Origin of the sequence: Rhizobium sp. LC145, from assembly GCF_001005825.1 — a bacterium.
GTDB lineage: Bacteria > Pseudomonadota > Alphaproteobacteria > Rhizobiales > Rhizobiaceae > Neorhizobium.
On record NZ_LBHV01000014.1, the window covers coordinates 1 to 18,492 of the forward strand.

Below are 18,492 nucleotides of genomic sequence, written 5' to 3' on the forward strand. Positions count from 1 at the left end.
TCATCAACCTTCCGCTCGAAAAGGCCCGCCTGATGAAGGTGGTGGAAGGGCGCTCGCTGCCGGACTTCGCGCGGGAATTCGAAGCCGCGACCTGGGCGCAGTTTTTCCTCAAGTGGGTCATGGCGCATCCGGCGGTCACGACCGTGCTGTGTGGCACATCAAACCCGGAGCATGCCGAGGACAATGTCCAGGCCATGTACGGGCCCCTGCCGGACGAGGCGATGCGCCGGCGCATGGTGCAGCATATGGAGACGATCCCGGGTTTCGCCGATATAGGACGGATGCCCTGGTATCCCGGCAAGGACGCCCAGTATCAAGGACTGATCCGAGCGGCACAGGCAACGGCCCGTGCTCGTATGGGCCAATGAGATGTTTGTTCGAAAAGCAGACGATCTCACGAACTCTCTATATGTGTGATCTTCACGGACAGGACGCAATGCGAAGCTGCCCAATGACGACCGGGGACGATCAGGACCCGCCGTTTCGTCTCTCATCAATTGCCTTTCGCCGGTCCTGTGATCTGGAGGAATAGGTGAGTTTTTCGCGAGTTCCGGCATGGAGCTTTGGCGCGCGTTCGGCATCCTAGCTGCGGATATGAAAAGCGGGTGGGTCGAGCTGATGGTTGCCTCCAATCGCGGCGAGCCCGCCGCAAGACAAGGATAATTATGAGCCTGGATTGAGCAGGCCGCGATCTGGAAGACCCGACCGGCCCGGTCGGGGACATTCGCTACGCTGATGATCTTTCCGTAGTTGGCGAAGAGCGCGTCGGTTTGCTCGGCATCTGCGCCGGGTGTCGAGCGAAAAGCCGCGTGATGACCGCTTGGATGCCGCGCGGGGGGTGACTTTCTCGAGAACTTGGAATCGGGCGGATACTTCGCCGACCTGCAACACTGAGGAGAATGTAAATGGTTTTGCATGCTAACGACCGAGGCTGAGGGGTTACGTTCGCGTTGATCGTCGCCTGATCGAGGGCTTCCCGTCGCAGGACGGTATCGACATCGGCTGCATGCCCCTTGTACCGGATGGCCTCCGTGCTCCCTCCCACCCTACGTATACGCGATGCGCGTCAAGCACTTGCTCGAATACATGCATCGACCCGATAACTTTGACGAGGCGTAAGAGGCCTGAAATAGCGAGGGCATCGGCGCGCGAGCCCTCTCGTTGGCGCGCCCCAAGGCGGTGCTCAAGCAACTGGACGCGACGGCTGACAGTGGATTGTGGGACCTGAGAGCGGAGGAAGCGTAAATCGAGCGCGAGGTCAGGCATGCGTCCCCCACCTACCGGAGCTCCTCCGGCGCCGCATTGCGGCGTTACTGGATTAATATTGGACGTGTCGCGCCTCCGCCATCTACTCGACGGGCACATGCTGGCGCGATGAGAAACGGACAAGGTGGAAAGGGTTAGGACGCCTGCGTCTGATCCGGTACACGGCGGCAGGCGGAAGATTGGCGAACGTCCCACCGATCCGCTCGGCTTCGAGCCCGAGATGGTCCAGCAATCTCACCGGAACCGGGCAGCGCGGGCCGTAGGTGAACTGATAGAAGGCGCCGTCTGGCTTCATCTTGCGGAATGCGCCCGCGAGGATCGCGATCAGCTTGCGTTGCGGCATAGACAACAGGGGCAGCCCACTGACAACGGCGCCGGCGGGCCTCCCGTCGAAGAGATCGACCGTCCGCAGGCGAGCGGCATCCATCCAAAGTGTGCATGCTCTCGGATAATGGAGATGGAGCGCGATGGCGAACTCGGACCCGAACTCGATCAGGGCGAGGTCTTCTTGTCTGACGCCGCGCGAGATCAGAGCGCGCGTGAACGCGCCGGTTCCAGGTCCAAGCTCAATCACGGGTCCGGTGTCGTGTGAGATTTCGGAGGTGATGAGGCTGGCCAGCGCCCGCCCCGACGGCGCGATGGCGGCGACGCGCAGAGGATTTTTGAGCCAGGCTTGGAAGAAGCCGAATGCCTCGACGATATGCTGTTGCTTCATGATAATGACCTCGATCATGCTTTTGGGCTGCCGGGGATCATCAGGTCCCGCATAGCGCGGCGCCCGTTTTGCGACGGGCGCGAACCCGTCGTGCGAGCAAGAACAGGACCGCCTCCGCGATGAGCAGACAGCCGAGCGCGCCTAGGGCGAGGACCGTCATGTTCGTTGTCTCGATCGAGTGCGAAGCGTAGTAACCGATGCCGATGAACAGACCGTTCCAGACCCCAATGCCGGCCGCCGAAGCAGCTAGAAAGCTATGAGAGTTCTCACGAAGAAGTGCGGCGAAGGCGGGAGCGAAGAGCCTGATGGTTGGCACCAACTGGAGCGCGAAGGCCAGCGCAGTCTGGTTCCGGTGGAAGGCGGTGCTCGCCCGATCGATGCGATCTACGGATATCCCGAAGAGCCGGCCAGCTCTGTGGAGAAGGCGAGTGGATTGTGCGGCCCCCAGTCCCCGAAGCGCGTAGAACAAGGCTACGCAGCCGAACAGGCTACCGGCGACGGTCGAAAGGAAGGCGGCCGGCAGCGACCATGCTCCGTCCGCCGCGCCGATGCCGACCGCCAGCAGCAGCCCGTAGGATGGCATGACCGGCACAAAGCGCTCGGCCAGGGCGACGGCGAAAAGACCAACGAGCCCATAAACCCCGATCCACGCCATGATTGTTCCCACCGGGTCGTAATTCATAAGCAGTTCCTCTTCAGTCGACGGCTGTGATCGTGTTCGCCAGGGATGGAGGGTTTCTGCCTCCTCCGCCCACGCAGGGCGACGGGTGACACGATGAAGACGTCTGCTATGCCGCTGACGGCCACGATTGTTTGAAGCGCAACGAGCGGGTCATTGGACATAATCGCCGCCATACTCGGGAACCACGTCCGGACTGACCGGAACCACGCCGTGAGAGGTGTTGACGGAGAGCCCTGCTTGCGCATTGGCGCTGGTGGCGGACAAGCTGCGTCAGCAGCGAGCATGGTCAAAAGAAGTACACGCATGACAAATCTCCGTCTTGGGGGAGGTAGGGCCACCGGAGGAACTCGCTTTTCGCGATGTGCCTCCGGTGGCTTTGAGCGTCGCCATCGGATCGGCGGGATCAGTGGCGACTCTCGTCGGATCGGGGGAATGGGGGAGACTTCCCTGATCCGAGGCAAGCACATGTGGCTTACGTCGCGATGCGACGCAGAACGGTCCGCCTTCGGCGTTCGCCGTTGGTTTCGGTGATGGCCAGCGGCAGCGAACGTATCCGTCGGCCCGTGGCGGCGTGGATGGCATTGGCTATCGCGGCTGCCACGGGAACGACCCCCGGCTCGCCCACGCCACAGGGCGGTTCGTCGCTCTCCATGATCGCGACCTCTACCGCGGGTGCGTCGGCGATGCGCTGCATGGGAAAATCGTGAAAGTTCGATTCCATGACCGTGCCGGCATCGAGCGTGATTGCGCTCATCAGCGCGGTCGTCACGCCGAAGCTGATGCCACCCTCCATCTGAGCGACAACGGCGTCGGGGTTGATCACCAGCCCGGCGTCGATTGCGCAGAAGACGCGGTCAACGGTGATTTCGCCGTCTTCCGCCACCGTGACTTCGACCACCTGGGCCACGACGCTGCGATAGCACTCTTCAATGGCTATGCCGCGCCCGCGACCCGGCGCCATAGGCGTGCCCCATTTGGCCAACTCGGCGACGCGGTTGAGCACGGCGAGGTGGCGGGGGTTGGCTCGAAGAAGTGCCCGGCGATAGGCCAGGGGATCCGCCCTGGCAGCCAGGGCGCATTCATCAATGAAGCTCTCTGTGAAGAATGTGTTGAACGAAAAGCCGTTCGACCGCCAGAAGTGGATCGGCATGTGGCTGGGCACATGCTGGCTGCGCATCCGCCGATTGGGGATGGCGTAGTGCAGCTTGTCCAGCCCTTCGACCGACAGACGATCCCCGTCTGGACCGGGTGTGAAGGGCAAGTTGCGGCTGGCGATCGCCTGGGTAATCGACTGCGTCGCGACCAGCGCATCATAGGCCATTGGCAGCCCGTCCGCCCCGAGGGCGGCGCGCAACCGCGCAGCGGCGTGGCTGCGGAAGAGCCCACGTGCGATGTCCTCCTCGCGCGACCAGATCAGCTTGACCGGCCGCCCGCGGTGGCGCGCCGCGAGGAACGCTGCCTCGGCCACCACATCCTGATCGCTGCGCCGGCCGAAGGCGCCACCGTTCATGGTGACGTTGCATGTCACCGAGATCGGCTCGATTCCAGCCAGCCCGGCACCACGGGCAACGCCCTGCCGGATGGCCATCGGCGACTGCGACGAGACCCATGCCTCTGCAACCAAGTCGTCGCGGACGAGCACAGTCGCGTTGATCGGCTCCATGCAGGCATGTGTTAGGAACGGGACCTCATAGGTGGCATCGATCGTCGGTGAGGTGCTACCAGCGATGGCAGCCTCCACGTCGCCCTCGTTGATGTTTTCGTATGGCTCCGTACTCCCGAGCGCGGTCTTCAGCCGTGCCGACATCTCCGCGCTGGTGACGCCGTTCGCCTCGGTCTGCGTCCAGGCAATATTCAGCAGCGAGGCGGCCTGCTCGGCTTGCCACCAGGAAACGGCGACCACAGCCACCTTCTGCCCGTCGATGACGGCGACGTCACGCACACCGGGCGCGGCGCGAACCTCGGCCTCATTGACGACGCGGGCCACCTTGGCACCGAAGACCGGCGCATGCCGAATGGCGGCATGGACCATGTCGGGCAGAGCAATGTCCATGCCGAAGACTGGCTCGCCGCGCACTTTGGCGGGGAGATCAACACGTGGTTGCGATCGACCGATGATCCGCCATTCAGAGGCGGGCTTCAGCGCTGGATGATCGGGTGGCTGCAGGAGGGCGGCCTCGCGAGCAAGCTCGCCATAGGACAAGTGCTGACCGGAGGCCTCGTGGCGAACAAACCCGTCGCCGGTGGCAAGATCCGCCGCTGGCACATCCAGCCGCGCGGCCGCCGCTGCCAGCAGCATATGGCGCGCCGACGCCCCGGCCACGCGCATTGGGTGCCACATACCCATCGTCGAGCCCGATGCTCCGGTAGCGATAAAGCCCAGTTGCCCCAGCACGCGCCGGCCCACCCAGACAATGGGTCCGGACGCCTCTTCCGGACGGATCTGAAGGAGGTTGAACCAGGTCGAATAGGCCGGATGCGCCTCCGTCGGGAAAACCACGCTGATGCGGTCATCGAACGGGATGTCCAGTTCTTCTGCCACCACCATGGCAAGCCCTGTATGGATGCCTTGGCCCATCTCGGTTTTGGGCACATTGACGATCACCCGGCTATCCGGTTGAATGACCACGAAGGCGTTGAGCACAGCTCGTTCGCCGTAGAGGTGGCCATCGAGCCCGTCGACATCGACGCTGGCGAGATAGCCGGCACCGCCGACAGCAGCGACAAGGGCGGTGCCGCCCAAGGCCGCACCGGTGATCAGGAAGCCGCGACGAGAAAGAAAACGGGGCATGACTGTCTCCTCAGCGCTCGGCCAGAATGGCGGCGGCGCGATGGATCGCGCGGCGGATGCGCGGATAGGTACCGCATCGGCAGATGTTGGTGATCGCCTCATCTATCTCGGCGTCGGTCGGCTGAGAGGTTGCCTCCAACAGCGCCGTTGTAGCGATGATGAAGCCGGGTTGGCAAAAGCCGCATTGCGGCACCTGCTCGTCGATCCAGGCCTGCTGCACGACGGACAGCATGCCGCCCTGCTGAGCCAGCCCCTCAACAGTCACCACCGACGCGCCCGCGACGGAGCCGATGGGCGTCACGCAGGAGGGGGCCGACTCGCCGTTGATGAGGACGCGGCAAGCCCCGCACTGGGCGATGCCGCATCCGTACTTTGGACCGAGCACTTCCAGATCCTCACGAAGCACCCAGAGGAGGGGCTTGCCGGCATCTGTCTCAACGGTCACCTGAGTTCCATTGATTATCAATTCAACCATACGGGTTCTCCCGGAGCTTAACCTGCCTTGCTTGCCGATCATCCATCTCCTTGTGGCGCCAAACGGCGGAGCAGAGACGGTCCCCGGCCTTTTAGAAGAAGCCCCGTTGGCGAACACGAGTTGGCCGTTGATCCATCCAACGTCGCCAGAGCACAACGGCGGCGATGGCGTTTGTAACGTCTTCCGGTTCGCCGATGCGGCCGTAGGGCGTCATCTGAGCGGTCTGCGGACGCTGGGCGGGAGATACGTCCAGCAGGGATATGTCAGTCGGGCCAGCGTCGCCGCCGCCGAAAGCCTCGTCATTGGCATCGAACAGCACCTTGGCTGCCGCCGGGCCCGCGGCGGTGAGCGCCAGGAAGGTGCCGCGGTGGTTATCGGGGTCGGACATGGGGTAAGATCTCTTTCTCAAAAAAGTCCCGAAAGCTTGCGGGTTACGGCGGCGGCCGGCGCTTGGCAGTCATTCTCCCCGCAGCGAGGCAGCGATGCGCTGATTTGCGATCAGCATGGCGCTGCCGGTCAGGATGCTTGCGACCGGGACGATCAGCAGGCCAAGCCCCAGGCCGTTGGGAACTTGCGCCGCTGTCGCCGTATCGCTGATCATGCCGACGACGAGAGGACCGAGGGCTGGCCCCAGAAGGCCAGAACCGATCATCGCGAGGCTCGTCGCCATCGCTTCCCTGCCCTTGCCAGCCACCAGGTGGGCGGCGCCGAAGCACCAGGGCAGCAGAAACGCGAAGGAGAGCATGCCGGGGACGAAGAGGAGGATGGAAAGCCATCCGACAGGCGCGAACAACGCAGCAGTCGTCGTCAGGCTTGCGAACACGAGGAGGACAGCGGGCAGCCCGAGCACCCGGCCGGTGCCCGAGCGCACTGCGCGGTCGAACAGGCGCCCGCCAATCAGGGTGCCACAAATCCCCATCAGGCCTTGCAGCAGCCCGAACGCAAGTCCGGCCTCGGTGGCGCTGAAGTCGTGAGTGCGGATCAGGAAGGGAACTACAAATGCATAGAAAGGTGCCGCGGCGAAACCCAGTGCCACCGAGCCGATGAACAGCCAACGGAATGCCGGGGACGAAAGCAACCGCAGGCTTGCCTTCAAGAACGGCTCGCTATTGGCGGCCGTGCGCTTGAGCGGTGGGGTCGGACCGACGACAAGGAGCGCCAACAGGCCGATTAGCACGCCCATGGCGCCGGCCCCGACCAGCGCAGTACGCCAGCCCAACGTATCACCGATCGCACCGCCAACGGCGAAGCCCACCATTGTGCCAAGTGGAATGCCCATCGAGAAAATGCCGAGCGCTAGTCCGCGTTGCGCGGGCGGGATCTTTCGGGCGATGATAGCGTGGCTGGAGGGCGTCCCGCCGGCCTCGCCGAACGCGACGCCGAAGCGGGTAAAGGCGAGAAACAGGAAGCTCATGGCGAGACCACCCAGCAATGTCATCGCGCTCCAGAGCAAGATGCATAAGACGAGTACGAAGCGTGGCGATCCTCGATCGGCGGCGCGGGCGAGGGGCATCGACAGCAGCGTGTAGCAAACCGCAAAGGCCAGACCAGTGAGCAAGCCTATCTCGGTGTCGCTCAGATCGAGCTCTTCCTTGATTGACTCGGCCAAGACGAAGGGAAGCATCCGGTCGATCTGGGACGTGGCGCTGACCAGAAATAGTGTGGTAAGCAGCATTATGGCGCGTCGGCCCTGAACATATTCGTCGCCGCTCGCGTTAGATATGGTGGGCAGATCAGCTTGCTTAGCTATTGACGAAGCGGCCGTTTCTGTCATGTTTGGTGCTTCCCTGGCTGTGAGTGACGTCATCAAGCTAGAGGAAGTCTCCCATGACCAGAATGCCGGATACCTCAATAAACTTGCCTATTCCTACAGGCGGCGATATGCTGCCGGTTGAAGGGCGAGTACTGCGCTGGCCTCGAAACCAATCGGAGGTTCGCGTGTCGTCATCGCTGCTTGGCGGGATCACCGCATACATTGAAAGTCAGGGCGGCGGTGAGGGCTTGTTTCCGACGCAGATCGAGAGCGTCAACATCATCCGTTCCTATCAGCAGCGGATGCCTATGCGGCAGATCTATCGTCCATCGCTCTGCGTCGTGGCTCAGGGCGCAAAGGAAATTCTATTCGGCGAAGAGACGCTTCGTTATGGCGCCATGGAATGCCTGGTCGTCAGCATGGAAATGCCGGCCAGTGGGCGCGTCATTGAGGCGAGTGAGCAGACGCCCTATATCGGCGTCACCATCGATCTCGACGTTACGATGCTGCGCGAGGTGTTGGAGCAGTTGGAGACGCCGCCCGTTTCGCCTGCCACGCCCGGTGCATCCGTGTTCGTCGGGAAGGTTGACGAACCCTTGGCGGAATGCGTGCTACGCCTGATCCGGATGTCCCAAACGCCGAAGGCAATCCCGATCCTCTATCCATCCGTCATGCGGGAAATCTGCTACTGGCTTCTGACCGGCCCGCACGGCGCCCAACTCTGCAGCCTGGCCGTGGCGGAATCGAATTTCATGCGGGTTGCCAAGGCCATCTATTTCCTCCGCGCCAATTTCGCCCAGGCACTACGAGTGGAGCAAATGGCCGAGGTGGCACGCATGAGCCCGTCATCGTTTCATCAGCACTTCAAGCAGCTCACCTCGGTGACGCCGCTTCAGTTCCAGAAACAATTGCGCCTTCTTGAGTCGCGGCGCCTGATGGTGGCGGACGCTGCAAGCGTCGAGGAGGCCGCCTACAAGGTCGGCTACGAAAGCGCTTCGCAGTTCAGCCGAGAATACTCGCGGATGTTCGGCGTTGCTCCAAAACAGGACGCGCTGAACCACCAGCGCATGTATAGCCAGTACGCCAGCCGCAAGGCGCAAAGCGCCTAGGCGCGTGTCTCAAGAAGGTCGCTCTGTGCCTGCGCACCTCGAAGCGAGCTTTCCTGATATGAAGAGAACTCCCACGGCGGGGGCTTATGAAAAGGCGGATATGCCGGAACCTCAGTCGCCGCCGGGCGCCCATCACATCAGGTTTTCCTGCGCTGCCTGATAGACGGTTCTCACGACCGGCTGGAAGCCGAGGCGGCGCGCAAACGAGACATCCATGTGCAGGCGCCATGGATTCTCGAGCGGGCCAGAGGACGGTTCCAGCGTGCCCCCAACCAGTCCGACAAGCTCATAGATCGAGGTGGGCGCCTCGTCGGCGATGTTGACGATGCGCCCATCCATCTTGCCGATCAGGGCCAGGTTCATGGCGGTAGCGATGTCGCGATGATGAACCATGCTCATCCGCTGAGCGGGATGCATTTTGAAGTGGGTAACAAGACGCGGCAGCTCTTCCAAATGTCCGTCCTTGTCGCCATAGACGAAGCCGAACCGTTGGATCGACCAGTTCAGTCCGCTTTCCCGTAGTGCGTTTTCGGCGGCGAGCTTGCTGGCCGGGTAAGCTTGTTGCGGGTTGGCTGCATCGTCCTCGCGGGCAGGGCGCGGGCTGTCCGCGTCATAGATATTGGACGTGCTCGCCATGATGAAACGCGCCCCAGGCGCACGCGCATTTGCCGCGGCGATGAGGTTGCGCGTGCCTTCGAGGTTGCTCTTCCAGATCAGGTCGGTGTCGGGCGTTCGAAAAACCGCGGCGAGATGGATGATCGCTGATACGCCCTCCACCGCCCGCATGAGAGAATCAGGATCGAGAAGGTCCGCCTCCGCCACGCTGACGCCAGCGGGCGCCTGTTTCCCGCCGCGCATCAGGGCACGGCAATTCACCCCCGCTTCGACAAGGCGCGGAAGAAGGCGGGCTCCGACGAGCCCCGTTGCACCGCTTACCAAGACTGTCATGACGCTGTTCCTTTCTGCAGCAGTTTTTCGAGACGCTCCGTTGCGGTCTGGAGAACCCGGAGCGCGGCCGCGATGTCGGCGTCGTCGATGCCGTCGAACGCGGCCGAGCGAATGAAAGAGAGATCGGGTAGCTCGCCCCACAGCTTCGCGCCAGTGGCGGTGATGCGCAGAAGCTTCTGGCGCTGATCAATCCGGTCGGGCTCTTGCTCGACCAGGCCCTTGCGCACGAGCGTTGCGACGATCCCGGTCATTGTCGCGCGTTCGATTGTAAGCAACCGCGCGAGATCACGCTGCATGGTCGGCCCGACCGTTGTAAGCTGGTAGAGCACGTACCACTGCACGGACCCGAGATCGTAAGGACGCAGGACCGAATCCATGACCGCCCGGCCCGCGAAGTAGCACCGCTTTGTCCAGGCTCCAATAAGGTCGCGATCTGCATCTTTCCGTTCCTCAACCACCGGCGCATATCTCCAATCTTGCTAGCTACCTAGCAAATATGTAAGGCACCGAACGAATGTCAAGAGGGCTCGCTTCGCTTTGATCGGCTGAAGTGAAAAGAGCCAGCACTGGCGGATGGACCGAAGGCCGATTTCTTGCTTCTTCACGAGCTGCCGCGCGAACTGGATGAGCCACCCTCTTCTTGTTCAACTGCAGGATCAGGCAGAAAATTTGAGCTTCTGGGCATTCGGCGCCGCGCCGTGGACCTGTAACTTCACGGCGCAATGTCCAGGCAGTTGTCCGGCCGGTTCCAAGACCGCGCTCCTTTTGAGGAGAGCCGCAGGATCATTGCATTCATAGAAGCTTCAGGCGGCACGACCTCGCATGTGGACCGGCCGGCCTGAATCGACAAAAAGGAAACGTGCAATGGTGAAGTCAGTTACGGGGCCCTTGCTGGCCGCAGTGCTCACGGCAGGAATGACAGGTCTCCCGGTCGGAGAGGCTTTTGCACAGGCTTCTTCGCCGGATCAGATTGTCGGCGTATGGGAGTCCGAAGACGGCAACATCAAACTCGAGATGTTTGACGCCGGAGAAACCTATGCGGCCCGCGTCCTCTACGGAAAGCTTCTGATGGAGGCCGACGGGAAGACCTTCAAGAAGGACACCCTCAATCCGGATCCGAACCTCCGGAGCCGCTCACTAGAGCGAGCTGTTCTCGTGACCAACCTCAAGTGGGATGCCGCTGACGGTCGCTGGGAAGGCGGAAATTTCTACAGCGGAGCGACTGGCCAGACCCATTCGGCCAGAGCAACGCTTGTGAGCGGAAAACTGGAACTTCGCGCCTACATGGGCACCACCATACTCGGTCGGACCATGGTGCTTCACCGCGCGCAATGAAGCCATAAAGAAGCGTCGGTGAACCGCCCGGGCAACAGACATGCCTTCGAAAGGGAGCATGCAATGGGTGTACGATTTGACACAATCACCATAACCGGCAGTTCCTCGACCATTGGTCGGGAACTCGCCCAACCGAGCGGAGGCTCTCATGGTGCTGCACTGCGCTGGAACGCTCGGCTTCTCGTCGCCGCGAGCTGGATCAGCGGCGCCATCTTCGCCACCTACATCATCGCTTTCTTCGGCGGCGTGGCCTTGGGCGGATCCGGTGAGCGATGGAACGAGTCCCTTCCCGATTTGTACGATGGCGGCGCATTGCTTTCCACGGTAGCCATCGGCTCGCATTTCATGGCTGGAGGCGTGCTTCTGCTGCTTGGACCTGTTCAATTGATCGGAAGCGTGCGCCGCAATTTTCCCGCCCTCCATCGCTGGCTAGGCCGATCCTACGTCGTTTCGGCCGGCTTGGCCGGGTTGGGTGGGCTTGGCTTTATATTGGGAAGAGGCACGATCGGCGGCCCGCTAATGGATACGGGCTTTGGCATCTACGGCGCGTTGATGGTTTTCTGCGCCGTCCTGGCCTACGCCCGCGCCCGAGCTGGCAGTTACGCTCAGCACAGTGCCTGGGCGATCAGGCTGTTCGCGCTGACGGTCGGCTCCTGGCTGTACAGAATGGAATATGGCGCCTGGTTCCTATTGAGCGGCGGTGTCGGAACCGGACCCAGCTTTACCGGCTGGTTCGACGTGATCATGATGTTCTTTTTCTATGTCCCCAATCTCATCGTCGCTGAACTCTTTATCCGGGCACGCCGTCGGGATCGCGGCGTGGTTGCCAGCTTTGGAGCAGCAGCGGTGCTCCTGGCTGCAAGCGCCTCCATTGTCTTTGCGACCTGGAGTTTCACCGTCCGCAGTTGGGGACCGAGGATGATGAGCGGCATCACCGAAGCGTTGCTGTAGGTCGTCTACCAACCAAAACTGGCGTGGCAGACGAGCCGGACCTCGCGCGAACCAGAGCACCATCAGAACCCGGGCTATGGCTTGGCCTCCAATAGCCGTCGTAAGCCGCACGAATGTAGGATCAGGCATGACTTTTGCGATTTCCGGCATGGAGATTTGCCGTGCCGCGGGCATGCTGGCGATGAAGAAGAAAGCCGGTGCGTGGAAACCATCATTACTCGAAGGCTCCGCCGAGCGGTACAGAAAGCAGGATGATTAATGTCAAAGTGGACATTCCGGAACATTCCATCACTACGCGGCCGCTCAGTGGTCGTCACCGGCACCGGTGGGCTGGGTTTCGAGACTGCATTGGGCCTGGCGCGTGCCCACGCGAATGTTGTGATCGCCGGGCGCAATCCTCGGAAGGGTGCTGAAGCCGTCGCGGCGATCAGAAAAGCCGTTTCGGGTGCACAGGTGCGGTTCGGCAATGTGGACCTTGCGAATCTCGCTTCGATTGCTGAATTTGCCGCACAGCTTGCACAGGAACAAGACGGTCTCGAGCTCTTGATCAACAACGCAGGTGTCATGAGAACGCCGGAGCGTCGCGAGACCAGCGACGGCTTCGAACTGCAATTGGGCACCAATTATCTTGGCCATTTCGCTCTCACCGCGCATCTGCTGCCACTCCTGAAGAGGGGGCGGAAGCCCCGCGTCGTGACCCTGGGCAGCATTGCGGCGCGTTGGGGAATGATTAACTTCGACGATCTACAAGCCGAGCGCGATTACAAGCCGATACAGGTTTACTGCCAGTCGAAGTTGGCCTGCATCATGTTCGCCTTCGAACTGAACCGACGCAGCCAGGCCGCCGGATGGGGCGTGCAGAGCATGGCAGCGCATCCAGGCATCTCACGTACCGACCTGATTGAGAATGGACCGGGCTGGTCGAGCATACCTGGATTCGCGCGGCGCTATCTATGGTTCCTGTACCAGCCCGCATGGCAAGGTGCTTTGCCCACACTCTTTGCAGCGGCCGACCCGGCAGCGCGTGGCGGCGCTTACTATGGACCCGATAGGCTGGGTGGGACGCGGGGCTATCCGACCCGCGAGAAACCTCCCAGCCTGGCGCTGGACACAGCCGTCGCGGCTCGCCTCTGGGAGACCTCGCTGGAACTGACCAACGTGGACATACATCTCGGACGGCCCCGGGCTTTGAACGTGCCAACGTAGCCGCGCCAGGTCCGGCATCGATTGCCTTCGGATATTTCCCGCCAGCCGAGGGAATGTAGGAATAGGCATGTTTTTTGCCGATTCGGGCATGGCGATTTGAAGCCGCAGCCCTTCTATTGAGGAAGGACAAAGCGGGCGCGTTGGGGCCTTTCTCATTCGAAGTCCGCTGAACTTTCGAGAAGGCGTGAACCTCAAATATGACCAAGTGGACGACAAGTAACATTCCACCACAACATGGCTGTACAGCGGTCGTCACCGGTACTGGAGGATTGGGTTACGAGGACGCGCTGGCCTTGGCCCGAGCAGGTGCAAGCGTTGTGATCGCCGGGCGCAATCCGCGCAAGGGCGCTGAAGCAGTGGCCGCGATCAGACAAGCGGTCCCTGGCGGACAGGTGCGGTTTGGCAAGGTGGATCTCGCCAACCTCGCATCGATCGCCGAATTCGCCGCGAAACTCGCGCAGGAGCAAGACGGCCTCGACCTCCTGATCAATAATGCCGGCGTCATGACGCCGCCGGAGCGTCGCCAGACTAGCGACGGATTCGAACTGCAGTTCGGCACCAACTATCTCGGCCATTTCGCACTCACTGCACATCTGCTGCCGCTGTTGAAGGAGGGGCGAAATGCGCGCGTCGTCACCCTCGGTAGCGTGGCGGCGCGGAGTGGAGCGATCAATTTCGATGACCTTCAAGCTCAGCGCGGCTACAAGCGGGGGCCGGTCTACAGCCAGTCGAAACTCGCCTGCGTGATGTTCGCCTTGGAGCTGAGTCGGCGCAGCAAGGCGGCCTGCTGGGGCGTGGAAAGCCTGGCGGCGCACCCCGGCGTCTCACGCACCGACCTGCTTCCGAACGGAGCGGGCCGGTGGAGCGCAGCCGGGATGGCGCGCCGCTTTCTGCCGTTCCTTTTCCAGCCTGCATGGCAGGGCGCGCTACCCACACTGTATGCCGCGACCGATCCGGCCGCGCGCGACGGCGCCTACTACGGACCTGACAGGCTGGTCGGAACGCGCGGTTATCCGACGGAGGAGAAACCTCCAAAGCAGGCGCTCGATACCTCCGTGGCCGCACGCCTCTGGGACGCATCTCAGGAACTGACGAACGTAAGGTTCGTATGAAACGGTGCCGAGTATGCTCCCACGTCTCGGCCGCCACGCCCATTTGGGTTGCCTTGAAGGCGCAAGTGTGGCTGGCGCGGGTCGCACTGGGCTGATCAGGCAGATTTGCCGTCGCTAGCTTTTATGGTCAGGTTCAAAATTATGCCATTGCTCTAAGACGATCCATGCCTCATGATCCTACTTATCTTCGCAATCGTCCGAGATGAACGATGGATCCACTTTCAGACGTCCTTTCTCTGCTTAAGCCGCATGCCTACGTCTCATCCGGCTTCGACGCGGGCGGCGACTGGGCTGTCCAGTTCGGCGACCAGCACAAGCTCATCAAATGCTATGCGGTCGTGTCCGGTGACTGCTGGCTCACCGTCGACGATGTTGCCGACTCGGTGTTCCTGGTGGCCGGGGATTGCTTCGTGCTGCCGACCGGTCGCCCATTCCGGCTTGGCAGCGGCATCGATGGGCCCGCGGTCAGGGCCGGGGAGATATTCCCAGCCGCGCGAAGGGGTGGTGTCGTCACGCTCAACGGCGGCGGCGGATTGTTTCTTGTCGGAAGCCGCTTCGGCGTGAAGGGCAATCACGCTGATATGCTGCTGGGCCTGCTTCCGCCGATCGTGCACATCCACGAGCAACCCGAGCAGGCAGCACTGCGCTGGTCTGTCGAGCAAATGATGAAGGAACTGCGCGAAGAGCAGCCTGGCAACGCCCTTGTCGCGCAGCATTTGGCCCATATGATGCTGGTGCAGGCACTACGCGTGCATCTGGACACGGATGGCGGCGACCGTGTCGGCTGGTTCTTCTCTCTTGCGGATAAGCAGCTCGGTGCCGCGATCAAGGCGGTCCATGCCGAACCCGCTTATCAATGGACCCTGCAAGAGCTTGGTGAGATCGCCGGCATGTCGCGCTCGACATTTGCTCTCAGGTTCAAGGAGCGCGTCGGCGAGCCGCCGATGCAGTACGTGGCGCGATGGCGGATGCTGCTTGCCTGCGACAGGCTGGAGAATTCAAGCGATCCCGTCGCGACGATTGCCGCTTCGCTTGGGTATGAATCGGAAAGCGCATTCAGCACGGCCTTCAAACGCGTCATGGGCTGCTCGCCACGTCAATTTGGGCGCTTTCGGAAGGTCGAGCCGGAGACACATTCCGTCGCTGCAAGCTCGCTGTCCAGTGCGCGGCGTCCCGATACCGGAAACGGGAGCCGTCGCGTTCAGCACACGATTGCTGTGGCGGCAGCGGGCGGGCAACTTGCCTCCGATCAAAAGCCTGCACCCTCTGACCGCTAAGATCGTACGGATACGTTGCTGTTGCCGAGCGCGTTGCCGCTCAGGATCGGAAGGCTTGTTGTCGGGGATCCGGTCAGGATCAGCATCGCGTTTGCCACTGCAGGTGCAATCGGCGGCACGCCAGGTTCTCCCATCCCGGTCGGCCTGTTGGCAGACCGGATGATGTGGGTTTCGACCGTCGGCATTTCATTCATGCGCAGGATCGGATAGCTGTCGAAATTGGTTTCCTGAACGAAACCGTCCTTCAACGTCACCGCACCGTAGAGCGCGGCCGTTAGGCCGAAGCCAATACTCCCCTCCATCTGTGCTGCGATCTGATCCGGTGAGATCGGGATGCCGCAATCCACCACGGCTGTCACTTTGCGCACAACAGGGCGGCCTTCCTGAATCCGGACTTCCGCGACCTGGCCGACGACTGTGCCGAAACACTCGGTAATGGCCATGCCCCGTGCCCAGCCAGTTTCGATCGGGCTACCCCAGCCCGATTTGAGGCAGAGCTCGTTCAGCACCGCCAGATGCCGGGCAGCACCTGCCCGCTGATAGAGCGCCCAACGGTAGTCCGCCGGGTCGCGGCGAGCCTGTCGCGCAAGTTGGTCGATGATATGCTCCATCACCATGCCGGTATGCGACAGGCCGACAGAGCGCCAGAAGCCGCATTGAACGGGATGGCTGGGCGAAAAGATCTTGCCGTCGACGACCGAAGCGGTGACGAAATAGGGCGAGCCCGTGATGCCTTCGAAGTTCTGGAAGTTGCCGCCGATCGGTACCATTTCCTGCGACACGACATGATGGCGCCAACGTGCCGGGAAGCCGTCGGGACCAAGTTCGATCCAAGCCCGATGATGCACCATCGGCCGGTAAAAGCCGCCGGCCATATCGTCCTCGCGGGTCCAGATCAGCTTGACGGGACGGCCGTTGGTGTGTCGCGCAATCCGCAGACATTCTACGACGAAGTCCGAGGTTGCAGTGCCCCGACGCCCGAAGGAGCCGCCGGCCGGAAGTACCTCTATATCGACCTTGCCCGGGATCGTCAGGCCAATGCGTGCGGCATGCACCTGATCGAGCGTGACCAACTGAGTGCCCGACATGATCTTGATGTCCCAGCCATCGATCTGAGCGACACAGTTCATCGGTTCCAGCGGCGCGTGGGCGAGATAGGGGAAGTCGAATGTAAACTCGAGGACATCGGACCCGAATTGCGCGTCCGGGTGGCCCTTGGTCTCAAGGACATTCGGTTCAATATCGGTTCGGCCGGCGGCAACCTCGTGATAATAGCGGAAAAGCTCCGGCGTCGAGCGCGTCTCGGCCTTGCTGTCATCCCATTCGACCCTCAGCGCGTCGCGGCCCCGTCTTGCCGCAAAGGTGTTTTCCGCGACGACCGCAACACCAGTTTCGATAGCAAAGGCATCGACGACAGCTGGAATCTTGAGTGCATCGGATGCATCGAACCGGGCAAGCTTGCCGCCGAAGCGTGGACTATGCGCCACCATGGCGACGAGCATGTCGGGCAAATCGACGTCCTGCGTATAGACCTGCCCTCCAGTGATCTTGGGCACGGTATCCTTGCGTCGTACCCGATCGGTACCGATCAGCCGGTAGTCTTCGGGCTGTTTCAGTTCCGGCGCCTGTGGTGGCGTTTGGCGCGAAGCATCAGTCAGCAACTCGGCGAAGGTCGCAGACCGGCCCGAGCCGGTATGGGATACGATGCTGTCCCTGATCGCAATCGACTGTGGCGAAACGCCCCAGCGCGCGGCGGCTGCCGCGACGAACATTGTTCTTGCTGCAGCACCGGCATTGCGCAGTGTATCCCAGTTGCTGGCAACCGAATTGGATCCGGCAGTCAGCTGCGGTCCATAGGCGCGGAAGTTGCCGCGTGCATCGACCACGCGTACGCGATCCCAATCCGCGTCGAGCTCTTCCGCGACCATTGCTGCCAACGCAGTATGGATGCCCTGGCCCATTTCCTGGTGTTTGTTGACCACCGTCACCCAGTCATCGGCACCGATGCGGACGAACGGTCCAAAGACGCTCGGTTCCGGATCGCTGCCGCCGCCTTGCAGAATGGCGCCTGCGACCTGCATGGGATGGGTGGCGGTATAGCCGACAACCAAGGCACCGCCCACGAGCGATCCACCCAGGATCAATCGGCGCCGCGTCATAGCGAAGCGTCGTTTCTCGACCTTTGATTCAGTCATGAGCTTTTCCTCTTCAAAAACGACCAACTCATCTCGGACACTCTCCGCCCGTGTCGAGCCAAGCCTTGATGATTGCCCCGAATTCCGCCTGGGTGCCGGGTGCGGGTGTGCGCTGGCCACCGGGGGTCCATGCCCAGGCGACAAGTTCGTCCTCGACCATATGCCGGAACAGTTCCTCGCGATTCATATGAGAACGCGCGGGATCCAGAATCTGCCGGCAGATCTCGCCGAGCGTCTTGCCCTGCCACGCCATTTCAATCGGCGCGAGCTTCCACTTGGGATTGCCTGGCACGCCAGATGCAGCGTAGTTCTCCTCACGATGGCATGTCGAGCACCGCATGGCCGCTTCACCGGCCCCATCGGGGCCACGAGAGACCCACGGCGTGTGCGGTCGCATGGCATCGGTCTGGGTCGGTCGATCGGTGCGCGGATGGCAATTCATACAGCGCGGGCTCTCCAGCACGCGTCCGGCTTCTCTGAACAGCGCAATCGATCTCTCTTGCAGGTCGGGAATGCCATCGAAATCAGATACGGGCCGCAAACGCTCGATCTGTTCGAGTAACTGGGCTGCGGGAATGGGCTGCGTCTGCGGCATCGTCCTTGGATAGAGTACATAAACGATCGCCAGGACGATCGCCGCAACGACCACGAGCACTATCGGGAGACAGCCGATGCGA

General features: G+C 62.0%; 18 protein-coding genes. 8 read left to right on the forward strand and 10 right to left on the reverse strand.

Annotated elements, in window-relative coordinates; all coding sequences use genetic code 11:
- A partial coding sequence (locus YH62_RS26160; RefSeq protein ID WP_046797258.1) for an aldo/keto reductase occupies positions 1–368 on the forward strand: 368 nt, incomplete at its 5' end.
- A gap of 980 nt (positions 369–1,348) precedes the next feature.
- Here the strand turns inward: YH62_RS26160 and YH62_RS26165 are convergent.
- The 6 genes from YH62_RS26165 to YH62_RS26195 all read right to left on the reverse strand — a co-directional run bounded on the left by YH62_RS26165 (position 1,349) and on the right by YH62_RS26195 (position 7,703).
- Positions 1,349–1,999 (reverse strand): phospholipid methyltransferase, encoded by a 651-nt coding sequence (locus tag YH62_RS26165; protein ID WP_245282196.1) that lies wholly within the window; start codon positions 1,997–1,999, stop codon positions 1,349–1,351.
- 22 nt (positions 2,000–2,021) lie between these two features.
- Positions 2,022–2,663, reverse strand: coding sequence for a VTT domain-containing protein (locus tag YH62_RS26170; RefSeq protein ID WP_046797259.1), 642 nt, complete (start codon positions 2,661–2,663; stop codon positions 2,022–2,024).
- A gap of 472 nt (positions 2,664–3,135) precedes the next feature.
- The gene (locus YH62_RS26180; protein ID WP_046797261.1) at positions 3,136–5,454 is read right to left on the reverse strand and encodes a molybdopterin cofactor-binding domain-containing protein; all 2,319 of its coding nucleotides are present in this window, start codon (positions 5,452–5,454) and stop codon (positions 3,136–3,138) included.
- 10 nt (positions 5,455–5,464) lie between these two features.
- On the reverse strand, positions 5,465–5,929 hold the full coding sequence (locus YH62_RS26185) for a (2Fe-2S)-binding protein (RefSeq protein ID WP_046797262.1): 465 nt from the start codon (positions 5,927–5,929) through the stop codon (positions 5,465–5,467).
- A gap of 91 nt (positions 5,930–6,020) precedes the next feature.
- Entirely contained in the window at positions 6,021–6,317 is a 297-nt protein-coding gene (locus YH62_RS26190; RefSeq protein WP_046797263.1) for a hypothetical protein, read from the reverse strand.
- Between the two features lie 69 nt (positions 6,318–6,386).
- Positions 6,387–7,703, reverse strand: coding sequence for an MFS transporter (locus tag YH62_RS26195; RefSeq protein ID WP_137326775.1), 1,317 nt, complete (start codon positions 7,701–7,703; stop codon positions 6,387–6,389).
- A gap of 164 nt (positions 7,704–7,867) precedes the next feature.
- Between YH62_RS26195 and YH62_RS26200 the strand changes: the two genes are divergently transcribed.
- Positions 7,868–8,791 carry an AraC family transcriptional regulator gene (locus YH62_RS26200; RefSeq protein WP_170986340.1) on the forward strand — a complete coding sequence of 308 codons (924 nt, stop codon included), beginning with the start codon at positions 7,868–7,870 and terminating at the stop codon, positions 8,789–8,791.
- A 132-nt stretch (positions 8,792–8,923) separates the two neighbouring features.
- On the opposite strand, the gene YH62_RS26205 is transcribed toward YH62_RS26200, so the two are convergent.
- Both YH62_RS26205 and YH62_RS26210 read right to left on the reverse strand, forming a co-directional pair.
- Positions 8,924–9,739: an NAD(P)-dependent oxidoreductase gene (locus YH62_RS26205; RefSeq protein WP_046797265.1), complete on the reverse strand. Its 816-nt coding sequence runs from the start codon at positions 9,737–9,739 to the stop codon at positions 8,924–8,926.
- Positions 9,736–10,116 (reverse strand): MarR family transcriptional regulator, encoded by a 381-nt coding sequence (locus YH62_RS26210; protein WP_245282197.1) that lies wholly within the window; start codon positions 10,114–10,116, stop codon positions 9,736–9,738. Before YH62_RS26210 ends, YH62_RS26205 begins: the two co-directional genes overlap by 4 nt.
- 487 nt (positions 10,117–10,603) lie before the next feature.
- Here YH62_RS26210 and YH62_RS26215 point away from each other — a divergent pair, with 487 nt between their 5' ends.
- From YH62_RS26215 to YH62_RS26235, 6 genes are all read left to right on the forward strand, one after another.
- On the forward strand, positions 10,604–11,074 hold the full coding sequence (locus YH62_RS26215) for a DUF2147 domain-containing protein (RefSeq protein ID WP_046797267.1): 471 nt from the start codon (positions 10,604–10,606) through the stop codon (positions 11,072–11,074).
- A 63-nt stretch (positions 11,075–11,137) separates the two neighbouring features.
- Positions 11,138–12,025 carry a DUF2306 domain-containing protein gene (locus YH62_RS26220; RefSeq protein ID WP_082118529.1) on the forward strand — a complete coding sequence of 296 codons (888 nt, stop codon included), beginning with the start codon at positions 11,138–11,140 and terminating at the stop codon, positions 12,023–12,025.
- Positions 12,026–12,152: 127 nt separating this feature from the next.
- Positions 12,153–12,284: a hypothetical protein gene (locus YH62_RS31075; protein WP_280950084.1), complete on the forward strand. Its 132-nt coding sequence runs from the start codon at positions 12,153–12,155 to the stop codon at positions 12,282–12,284.
- Positions 12,284–13,231, forward strand: coding sequence for an SDR family oxidoreductase (locus tag YH62_RS26225; protein ID WP_046797268.1), 948 nt, complete (start codon positions 12,284–12,286; stop codon positions 13,229–13,231). The genes YH62_RS31075 and YH62_RS26225 overlap by 1 nt, the downstream gene beginning before the upstream one ends.
- Before the next feature lie 197 nt (positions 13,232–13,428).
- Positions 13,429–14,343, forward strand: a complete 915-nt coding sequence (locus YH62_RS26230) for an SDR family oxidoreductase (protein ID WP_046797269.1) — start codon at positions 13,429–13,431, stop codon at positions 14,341–14,343.
- Between the two features lie 209 nt (positions 14,344–14,552).
- On the forward strand, positions 14,553–15,620 hold the full coding sequence (locus tag YH62_RS26235; RefSeq protein WP_046797270.1) for an AraC family transcriptional regulator: 1,068 nt from the start codon (positions 14,553–14,555) through the stop codon (positions 15,618–15,620).
- Here YH62_RS26235 and YH62_RS26240 read toward each other — a convergent pair.
- Together YH62_RS26240 and YH62_RS26245 are read right to left on the reverse strand one after the other, a co-directional pair.
- The gene (locus YH62_RS26240; protein ID WP_046797318.1) at positions 15,617–17,815 is read right to left on the reverse strand and encodes a molybdopterin cofactor-binding domain-containing protein; all 2,199 of its coding nucleotides are present in this window, start codon (positions 17,813–17,815) and stop codon (positions 15,617–15,619) included. The genes YH62_RS26235 and YH62_RS26240 overlap by 4 nt on opposite strands.
- Before the next feature lie 28 nt (positions 17,816–17,843).
- Positions 17,844–18,410, reverse strand: a complete 567-nt coding sequence (locus YH62_RS26245) for a hypothetical protein (protein WP_046797319.1) — start codon at positions 18,408–18,410, stop codon at positions 17,844–17,846.
- Between the last annotated feature and the right edge of the window lie 82 nt (positions 18,411–18,492).

Bases quoted from the DNA above. Each gene is read 5' to 3' on its own strand.
- YH62_RS26165 (WP_245282196.1), bottom strand. From the start codon at position 1,999: ATGATCGAGGTCATTATCATGAAGCAACAGCATATCGTCGAGGCATTC.
- YH62_RS26170 (WP_046797259.1), bottom strand. From the start codon at position 2,663: ATGAATTACGACCCGGTGGGAACAATCATGGCGTGGATCGGGGTTTAT.
- YH62_RS26180 (WP_046797261.1), bottom strand. From the start codon at position 5,454: ATGCCCCGTTTTCTTTCTCGTCGCGGCTTCCTGATCACCGGTGCGGCC.
- YH62_RS26185 (WP_046797262.1), bottom strand. From the start codon at position 5,929: ATGGTTGAATTGATAATCAATGGAACTCAGGTGACCGTTGAGACAGAT.
- YH62_RS26190 (WP_046797263.1), bottom strand. From the start codon at position 6,317: ATGTCCGACCCCGATAACCACCGCGGCACCTTCCTGGCGCTCACCGCC.
- YH62_RS26195 (WP_137326775.1), bottom strand. From the start codon at position 7,703: ATGACAGAAACGGCCGCTTCGTCAATAGCTAAGCAAGCTGATCTGCCC.
- YH62_RS26205 (WP_046797265.1), bottom strand. From the start codon at position 9,739: ATGACAGTCTTGGTAAGCGGTGCAACGGGGCTCGTCGGAGCCCGCCTT.
- YH62_RS26210 (WP_245282197.1), bottom strand. From the start codon at position 10,116: ATGGATTCGGTCCTGCGTCCTTACGATCTCGGGTCCGTGCAGTGGTAC.
- YH62_RS26215 (WP_046797267.1), top strand. From the start codon at position 10,604: ATGGTGAAGTCAGTTACGGGGCCCTTGCTGGCCGCAGTGCTCACGGCA.
- YH62_RS26220 (WP_082118529.1), top strand. From the start codon at position 11,138: ATGGGTGTACGATTTGACACAATCACCATAACCGGCAGTTCCTCGACC.
- YH62_RS31075 (WP_280950084.1), top strand. From the start codon at position 12,153: ATGACTTTTGCGATTTCCGGCATGGAGATTTGCCGTGCCGCGGGCATG.
- YH62_RS26225 (WP_046797268.1), top strand. From the start codon at position 12,284: ATGTCAAAGTGGACATTCCGGAACATTCCATCACTACGCGGCCGCTCA.
- YH62_RS26230 (WP_046797269.1), top strand. From the start codon at position 13,429: ATGACCAAGTGGACGACAAGTAACATTCCACCACAACATGGCTGTACA.
- YH62_RS26235 (WP_046797270.1), top strand. From the start codon at position 14,553: ATGGATCCACTTTCAGACGTCCTTTCTCTGCTTAAGCCGCATGCCTAC.
- YH62_RS26240 (WP_046797318.1), bottom strand. From the start codon at position 17,815: ATGACTGAATCAAAGGTCGAGAAACGACGCTTCGCTATGACGCGGCGC.
- YH62_RS26245 (WP_046797319.1), bottom strand. From the start codon at position 18,410: ATGCCGCAGACGCAGCCCATTCCCGCAGCCCAGTTACTCGAACAGATC.